This is a genomic window from Prescottella equi, assembly GCF_002094305.1.
GTDB lineage: Bacteria > Actinomycetota > Actinomycetes > Mycobacteriales > Mycobacteriaceae > Prescottella > Prescottella equi.
Window position 1 is genome coordinate 156281 of sequence record NZ_LWTX01000010.1, and the last position, 8313, is coordinate 164593.

Sequence of the window (8313 nt, forward strand, 5' to 3'; positions counted from 1 at the left end):
GGTGGCGGTGTGGGCGGGTGTGGTCACGGTTCCCGCGACTGCAGGTGCCGCTCCGGCGCCACCGGGCGTCGACGACTTTTACCGTGCGCCTGACGGATTCGAGTCGACGTCTCCCGGTACCATCCTGCGCGAGCGTCCCATGCGGCTGGCGTCGTACTCCGCGCGGCCGTTCAATGCGCAGGCGTGGCAACTTCTCTATCGCCACCTTCGTGTCGACCAACATCGGCACGGGCGAGATCTTGTTGGGCAGACCGATCGGTCCCCGCTAGATGCGCGAGCGGCCCGACCGTGCGAAGCCGGTGTGAGAACGGAAGGGAAAAGCCACTTCCTTCCACTATCAACTTATAACGCACCGGGGGGCTTGCGGCAAGGCCCCCGGTGTGCCGCAGAATCGCTGCTCTGAGCCGGAATTCTCAGGTCGAGAAGCATGCCGGCTGTGTCGGCGTGACTACGCGTGACGCCCGGCACGGGGAAGCGAGGGCACGTGTCAACAGGGGACTACGAAGAAGAATTGCGGGACGAGCGGACATACGTGGCGGGGCTCTATGCGCGACTCGACGCCGAGCGCGCGCGGGCGAAGCGCCGGTACAGCGCGACGTTGCGAAGCCCGATCGACGCCGAGAACGGCGGCACGCTGGTGGAGCGGGACGCCGGAGTGCGGGCGCTGGCCCGGGAGATCACCCGGCTGGACGTGGCGGATCACGGTCTGTGCTTCGGCCGGCTCGACAGCGTCGCCGGGGAACCGTCCTACATCGGCCGTATCGGACTGTTCGACGAGGCGAACGAGTTCGAGCCGCTGCTGCTCGATTGGCGGGCCCCGGCAGCCCGCGCGTTCTACGTCGCTACTGCCGCGCACCCCGAGGGTATGCGTCGACGCCGTCAGTTCCACACGCGTGGGAGGGATGTCGTGGATTTCACCGACGAGATCCTCGCCCGCTCGGACCCGGACGGACACGACGACGCGGTGGACCGGGTGGACGCGGCTCTGCTGGCGGCGGTCAACGCGCCGCGGGCCGACGGCATGCGCGACATCGTGGCGACGATCCAGGCCGAACAGGATCGGATCATCCGCCTCGACCACGACGGGGTCCTGGTGATCGAGGGCGGTCCGGGTACCGGGAAGACCGTGGTGGCGCTGCACCGCGTCGCCTACCTGCTCTACACCCAGCGCGATCGGGTCGAGCACCACGGCGTGCTCGTCGTGGGGCCGAACCCGGCGTTCCTCGACCACATCGATCGCGTCCTGCCGTCGCTGGGGGAGTCGAACGTGGTGTTCACGACCATCGGCGATCTGGTGCCGGACGTGACCACGACCCGCGAGGACCTGCCCGACGTCGCGCGCTACAAAGGATCGGCGAAGATTCTGGACGTGCTGGCGGCTGCGGTCGCCGACCGGCAGCGGCTGCCGCAGAACCCACTGTCCGTCGAGTTGGCCGACGTCACCGTGCGAATCGATGCGGAGACCGCACAGTGGGGGCGGGAAGAGGCGCGGGCGAGCGGACTTCCACACAACGAGGCCCGTGAAGTGTTCCGCGACATCGTCACGTACGTGCTCACCGAACGGGCAATCGGACGCATCGGTCGAGGTTGGCTCACCCGCTCGGATCGCGACGCGTGGGAGCGGCTGCGCCGCGACCTCCTCGCCGAACTCGCCGACAACGACGGATTCACGGCGGCGCTGGACGAGCTGTGGCCGACGCTGGATCCGGAAACCTTTCTCGCGCAGTTGTACACGTCACCTGAGCGGCTGCGTGCGGCGGGCGCGGACCCCGCGTTGTGGCGGGCCGACGGGAATGCCTGGACGGTGTCGGACGTTCCGCTGCTCGACGAGTTGGCAGACCTTCTCGGCGCCGATCCCGCTGTCGAACGCGCTGCCGAACGGAAGCGGAAGGCGCAGGCGCAGGCCGAAGCGGCGTATGCGGCCGGAGTGCTCGACCTCATGGTCGGCCGCGCGGATCACATGGACGACGACGACCACCTGTTCGCCACCGATCTGCTGTACGCCGAGGATCTGGCGGAGCGCTTCGTCGAACACGACACCCGCGAACTCGCCGAACGCGCTGCGGCGGACAGGAACTGGACGTATCGGCACGTCGTCGTCGACGAGGCGCAGGAGTTGTCCGAGATGGATTGGCGGGTGCTGATGCGCCGCTGCCCGAGTCGGTCCTTCACAGTGGTCGGCGATCTCGCGCAACGTCGGTCGGCAGCGGGAGCGACGTCGTGGGACGCGATGCTCGCGCCGTACGTGCCGGGTCGCTGGGTCTACCGGGCGCTGTCGGTGAACTACCGGACACCGGCCGAGATCATGTCGGTCGCCGCGGCCGTGCTGGCCGAATTCGCTCCCGATGTCTTACCGCCGGAGTCCGTTCGAGCCGGTGGCGTCCAGCCCTGGTCCAGGCAGGTCACCGACACCGAACTGGCAGCCGCCGTGGACGAATTCGTACGAGACGAAGCGGGGAGGGAGGGGACCAGCGTCGTGATCGGGCCACCTGACGTTCCGGGAGCAGTGGCGGCGTCGGAGACGAAGGGACTCGAGTTCGACGCCGTGCTGGTCGTGGATCCGGATCGGATCCTCGCGGACGGGCCCCGCGGCGCCGCCGAACTCTACGTCGCGCTCACCCGGGCCACGCAACGCCTCGGCGTCCTGCACCGCGGACCGCTGCCGGGCGCGCTGCGCCGGCTCGCCGGGCCGGCGGGGCGGTAGCTCCTCAGGCCGGGCGCACCCAATCGAAGGCGTGTGCCTCCGAGCGGGTGCCCTCGGCCGTCCGGGAGCGATTGGGCTCGCCCAGTTCGGCCAGCATCGGCGCCGCGGTGTCGACCAGGCCGGTCAGTGTCCTCGGGCTGAGCCAGTCCGGTCGGGTCGCGAACGCGATGTCCTCCGTGGACGTGTTGCCGCTGGCGCCGGGCGCGAACGGGCAGCCGCCGAGCCCACCGAGTGAGCCGTCGACCACGTTCGCCCCGGCGCCGATCGCGGCCAGGGTGTTCGCGACGCCGAGCCCCCACGTGTCGTGTCCGTGGAAAACGATGCGGCGCTGCGGCGATTCGGTCTTCACCCGGGCGACCAGTGCGGCCACCTGTGCGGGCACCGCCTGGCCGAGGGTGTCGGCGAGGACGATGTCGTCGGCCCCGTCGCCGCGCGGATCGTTTGCGATCGCCAGCACTCGGTCGGCCGGGACGTCACCCTCGAACGGACACGTGAACGACGTCGCGATACACAGTTGGATCCGCCCGCCCACCGCACGGGTCAACTCGACGGCCGCGGGCATCGCGGCGAGGCTGTCGTCGGTGGACCGTCCGATGTTGGCACGGTTGTGGGATTCCGACGCCGAGAAGCAGTACTGGAAGTTGCGTGCTCCGGCGGCCGCGGCCTTCTCGACGTGGCGCGGCGTGGCGACCCACACCCAGCACCGCTCCAACTCCTCGGGTGTCAGCTCTCCGATCACCTCGAGAGTGTTCGCCATCGGCGGCACCAGATCGGGCCGCGCCATCGACCCGACCTCGAGTTCGGGAACGCCGAGGGCCAGCAGGCTCCGCGCGATTTCGAGCTTGCGGTCGGTCGGGAGTACCTTGCCGGTCAGCTGCAGGCCGTCACGCAGGGTGACGTCGCGCAGAATCGACCTGGGCGCATACGAATAGTTCATCAGCACTCCATCTCGGTGACGATGCGTTCGATCTCGGCGTCGGAAAGCCCCAGCACAGCCGCGAGTACGTCGCGGGTGTGTGCGCCGAGATCCGGGCCGACGTGGTCGATGGGCAGCGACTTGTCGCCGATCACCGGCACGATGCCCGGGAATCCCACCGGCTTGGCGGAGTCCTCGCCCGTGTCCACCCAGAACGTCTGGATCATGTTGCGCGCGTTGTACTGTTCGTCCTCGACGATGTCGGCCGCGGTGTAGATCGGTCCGGAAGGGACGTTCGCGTCGTCGAGGATGCGCAGCGCCTCGTCGCGGGTGTGACGCGACGTCCACGCGCCGATGGCGGCGTCGAGTTCGTCGCGCCGCGCCCATCGGCCCGCATTGGTCTGCAGTTCCGCGTCCGCCGCCAGGTCGGGTCGCTCGATGGTCTCCATGTAGCGCTGGAAGATCGCATCGCCGTTGCCGGAGATGATGATGCTGGTGCCGTCGTTGCACGGATACGCGTTGGACGGTGCGATGCCCTCCATCCGGCCGCCGACCCGTTCGCGTTTGACGCCGTACGCGAGATAGTCGGGAACGAGGGACTCCATCATCGACATGATCGACTCGTTGAGTGCCACGTCGATCGTCCGCTGCGACAGCGCGAGCCGCTCCCCGACGCGTGACTGCCTCTGGAACAGGGCCATCACCGAGCCGAACGCGGCATACAGGCCGGCGATGGAATCGCCGATCGAGACGCCCACGCGCACCGGCGGGCGGTCGGGATCACCGACCAGTTCCCGGAAGCCGCCGAGAGCCTCGGCGACGGCCGCGAATCCGGGCCGTTCGGCGAGCGGTCCGGTCTGCCCGAACGCGGAGATCCGGGTGATGACCAGATCGGGGTTCACCTCGTTCAACTGCTCGGGGCCGATACCCCACTTCTCGAGGGTGCCGGGCCGGAAGTTCTCGAGCAGTACGTCGCACTTCGCGGCGAGGTCGAGGACGAGGCGACGGCCCTCGTCGGACCGCAGGTCGAGCACGATCGACTTCTTGTTCCGGTTGATCGTGCGGTACAGCATCGACGTCGTGCCCGAATAGAGACGCCAGTTCCGCAGTTCGTCGCCGGTGCGCGGGCGCTCCACCTTGATCACTTCGGCGCCGAAATCGGCGAGCAGCCGGCCGGCCGTGGGTGCGGCGATGTAGTTGCCCAGCTCGAGCACACGGATTCCGTCGAGGGGCCGCGTCGGGTTGTCCTGCGTCATGAGTCGATTCAAGCAGTTGCCGCGGCGGCCGCGGTTTTCCCGTCCATCGGGAAGTGACATGCACATGTCGTCGCGCCTACGGTGTGCTGACTGAGACGTAGGCCACACCGCTCGTGTGGTCTCCCGACAAACGGTTGGAGTGGATGGTGGGTCTGAGTTCGGATCGGATCGTGGTGGTCACGGGCGCGAGCCGGGGCGCGGGTAAGGGCATCGCGCTGGCGCTGGCCGAGAGTGGCGCCAAGGTGTACGTCACGGGGCGGACGCAGACCGAGGGCGACGCCCCGCTGCCCGGCACGGTGTTCGCGACGGCCGAGGAGATCACCCGGCGCGGAGGCGAGGGTGTGCCGGTGGTTCTCGACCACAGCGACGACGCGCAGGTCGCGGCCTTCTTCGAGCGACTGAAGGAGGAACACGGCCGCCTGGACATCCTCGTCAACAACGCACTGGCGGTGCCGGACGAGCTGACCAAGAAGGGACCCTTCTGGGAGAAGTCGCTGGCGCTGCTCGACGTGCTGGACGTCGGCATGCGGTCGAGCTACGTCTCGAGCTACTACGCTGCGCCGCTGCTCGCCGCCAACGGCGAGGGGCTCGTCGTCAACACGTCGTCGTTCGGCGGCACCTGCTACATGCACGGTCCCGCGTACGGTGCCGGCAAGGCCGCGGTCGACAAGATGGCCCACGACATGGCGGTCGACTTCCGACCGTTCAACGTCGCGGTCGTCTCGCTGTGGATGGGTCTGCTCATGACCGAGCGCACCAAGGCCGGATTCGATGCGAACCCGGGTGCGTACGACGGGCTCGCCGCGACGGCGGAGTCGGCGGAGTTCCCCGGCCGGGTCATCGACGCCCTCGCCCGCGACCCCCAACTGATGAAGCGCAGCGGTCAGGTGCTCGTCGGAGCAGAGGTCGCGGAGGAACTCGGTGTGAAGGACCTCGAAGGCAAGCAGCCGCCGTCGCACCGTCAGTTCCTCGGCAATCCGCCGGCGTTCTCCGACGCCGTCATCGACTGACAGCCGAATCGGCGGACACCGATCTGCAGCGGACTCGTATCGGATCGGTATCGGCGAGTCGTCCTCGTCGTGTCGCTCCGGGGGAGGGGGCGACCGGCGGGGATACCGTTCGCGTCTGACGTGAAGTGCTGGACGTGAAGTACCGCGTAGCCGCCGTTGTCCGAACACCTGAGCCGAAATCACGCGACAGGAACGTGTGAGGGAGTTGTCATGGAGTCCGCTGCAGTCAAGTTCGTTCTCGTGAGTCTGTTCCTGGCCGGGCTGGTCGCCGCCGGCGTCGGACTGGCCGAGTTGCACGTCTACACCACCGTCGCGGCGCTCATCGTCGCATCGGTGTCGGGGTTGCTGCTCCTGCGCATCCGCGCCGAGTCGCACGGACGCCTCGAGTCGCGCCGATCTCTGGTCGGCTGAGCACACCGAGGCGCGGTTTCTGGAACAGTGGTGGGCGTAAACCTCTCGAGGAGGCCTCATGCCCGCACCCGAATCGTCCGCGGCCGAGCGGCGGGCTCGGATCGACGAGCACGTGCGTTACTCGTGCGAGCGCGCGCGACTCGACGGCCGGCACCCGCAACTGTCCGACGCTGCTGCCGTGCTGATCGCGGCGGCCCGCGTCGACGCGCCCACCCGCGAGATCCTGGGAGCCCGTCGCCGCGCGGGTCGGACCATTCCCTCGATCGGCGGATTCGGCGGACTGCGCCTGCTGTCCGACGAGTACGCCGGCGTCGCCGCCAAGGCCGCATCGCTGCAGCCCGGCCCGGTCCAGCTGGCGTACCGGTACCGGGCCGCCGAACTGGGGAAACGAATCGCGGCCCTGCGATCGGCGGTGACGATGTCCGCCGCGCACTACGGCGGCGGCGTCCGGGCCATCCGCCGCGAGCGCCGGGACGGGGTGCACTTGGATCCCGCGCAGCGTGACGCGTTGTTCGCGGCGCTGCAGCGGACGCCCGCGCCGTTGCCGGTTCACCGGCGGAAGCTGCACGAACTGCGTAACGCCGTGCTCGAGTCGACGGCCGAGCGCGTGACGCGCGTGTCCGCCCTCACCCGGGCCGAGGACGTGGGACGCCGCGCCGCCGAGGCCCTGGAGCGCGCCGTCGAACCCGACGACGACCGGTTCGTCGACCGTTACGACACGCTGCTGTTCCTCGCAGGGACCCTGTACGACCGCATCGAAGGAGCGCCGGTCTGGCACTCCGAGCACTTCGCGATCCAACGCGCGCAGCTGGATCTGGGGGAGGAGCTCACCCAGATCGCCGTCGACACCGTGGCACTGCACGGCATCGTCGGTGAACTCGACGATGCCGTGCAGTCCAGCCCGGAGGCGCGTGAGCACGTCCAGTCCCGCCGGGACGCGCTCACCCCCGTGTGGGATCAGCTCGTCGTGCGGGTCGCGGCCCTCGCGAGGATCGGGGATCTGCTCGACCAGGTCGAATCCCATCTGCGTGCAACGGAATCGATGCGCTGGGCCACCAGCCTCGACACCCGGATCGACGAGCTCATCGCTCGTTCCGGCGATCGGGAACTGTCCGCCGACAACACCCATCACGTGGGAGACCAGTTCGGTGGGGTCGAAGAGCTGATGGGAACGTATCGCGTGGCGCTGGGCGGCGACATCGCCGAACTCACCGCTCGCGGCGAGTCGTAGCCGTTCGGTCGACCCGAGAACCGAGGGGCGCACGATTCCCGCAGAACGGGAGAAACGACCGGATGCGTCATCCTTCCTAACTTTTGCAAGTTACGATCCGTTCGCGGCCTTCACCGGGAGGCGCCGTGAGCGAACGGAGTCGTTGTGAACCCCAGTGGAATCGAGGCGTACCGACTCGGCCGCAGCTTCGACGTCATGCCGATCCCGATGGACCCCGCGCACTGTGTGGACGTGCCCGCGGGACCCCTCATCTTCGTCGTGGAGTCTCGGCGTCTGACCGACGAGGCGATCAATTCCAACGCGGTCGAGCGCGGTCGCCCGGACGCGACGTACGACAGCGGCATCGACGACGAAGGTGCGTGCGTTCATGTGTTGAGCGCCGCGGACCGGTCGGAGCACCTGCGGTTCGACTGCTTCGACAACGAACCGCACTACCACTACATCCGGCAGGCCGATCAGCAGAACGTCGTGGTGCGGTTCGATCAGTTCGCGGAGGGCGACGCCAGGGACTGGACCCTCGGCCGCCTGCGATCGAGGCTGCCCCACATGCTCGGCTTCCTCGGCCTGACCGAACTCGCGGACGCGGTACAGGCCACGGACCTCGAACCCGCCGTCGCAGAGGTGGAGCGCCTGCTGTCGCGTTGACGGTGAACGAAGGACGAACGGTTCGGAGGAGGACCCGCGAGCGCTGCGTGTCGGGGGTGCACAGCGCCCGCGAGTCGTCCTCGGATCACCAGCCGCGCTCGGCGAGCCGGTGAGGCTGCGGGATGTCGTCGACGTTGATG

7 protein-coding genes are annotated in these 8313 nt (G+C 68.7%); 5 read left to right on the forward strand and 2 right to left on the reverse strand.

Translation table 11 applies throughout. The features are described 5' to 3' along the window. The first annotated feature begins 484 nt into the window (after positions 1-484). The gene (gene helR / locus A6I89_RS21140; protein WP_172504518.1) at positions 485-2704 is read left to right on the forward strand and encodes an RNA polymerase recycling motor ATPase HelR; all 2220 of its coding nucleotides are present in this window, start codon (positions 485-487) and stop codon (positions 2702-2704) included. Between the two features lie 4 nt (positions 2705-2708). Here the strand turns inward: helR and A6I89_RS21145 are convergent, their stop codons facing one another. Then, positions 2709-3641, reverse strand: a complete 933-nt coding sequence (locus tag A6I89_RS21145; RefSeq protein ID WP_022594952.1) for a hydroxymethylglutaryl-CoA lyase — start codon at positions 3639-3641, stop codon at positions 2709-2711. Beyond that, on the reverse strand, positions 3641-4876 hold the full coding sequence (locus A6I89_RS21150) for a CaiB/BaiF CoA transferase family protein (RefSeq protein WP_022594953.1): 1236 nt from the start codon (positions 4874-4876) through the stop codon (positions 3641-3643). The genes A6I89_RS21145 and A6I89_RS21150 overlap by 1 nt, the downstream gene beginning before the upstream one ends. A 143-nt stretch (positions 4877-5019) precedes the next feature. Here A6I89_RS21150 and A6I89_RS21155 point away from each other — a divergent pair, with 143 nt between their 5' ends. From A6I89_RS21155 to A6I89_RS21170, 4 genes are all read left to right on the forward strand, one after another. Continuing rightward, the gene (locus tag A6I89_RS21155) at positions 5020-5886 is read left to right on the forward strand and encodes an SDR family NAD(P)-dependent oxidoreductase (protein WP_022594954.1); all 867 of its coding nucleotides are present in this window, start codon (positions 5020-5022) and stop codon (positions 5884-5886) included. Positions 5887-6096: 210 nt separating this feature from the next. Then, positions 6097-6297, forward strand: coding sequence for a hypothetical protein (locus tag A6I89_RS21160; RefSeq protein ID WP_013415462.1), 201 nt, complete (start codon positions 6097-6099; stop codon positions 6295-6297). A 58-nt stretch (positions 6298-6355) separates the two neighbouring features. Then, a complete protein-coding gene (locus A6I89_RS21165) occupies positions 6356-7528 on the forward strand; it encodes a hypothetical protein (RefSeq protein ID WP_013415463.1) in 1173 nt (390 codons plus the stop codon). Positions 7529-7672: 144 nt separating this feature from the next. Beyond that, positions 7673-8173 carry a DUF7700 domain-containing protein gene (locus A6I89_RS21170; RefSeq protein ID WP_022594955.1) on the forward strand — a complete coding sequence of 167 codons (501 nt, stop codon included), beginning with the start codon at positions 7673-7675 and terminating at the stop codon, positions 8171-8173. Positions 8174-8313: the final 140 nt, after the last annotated feature.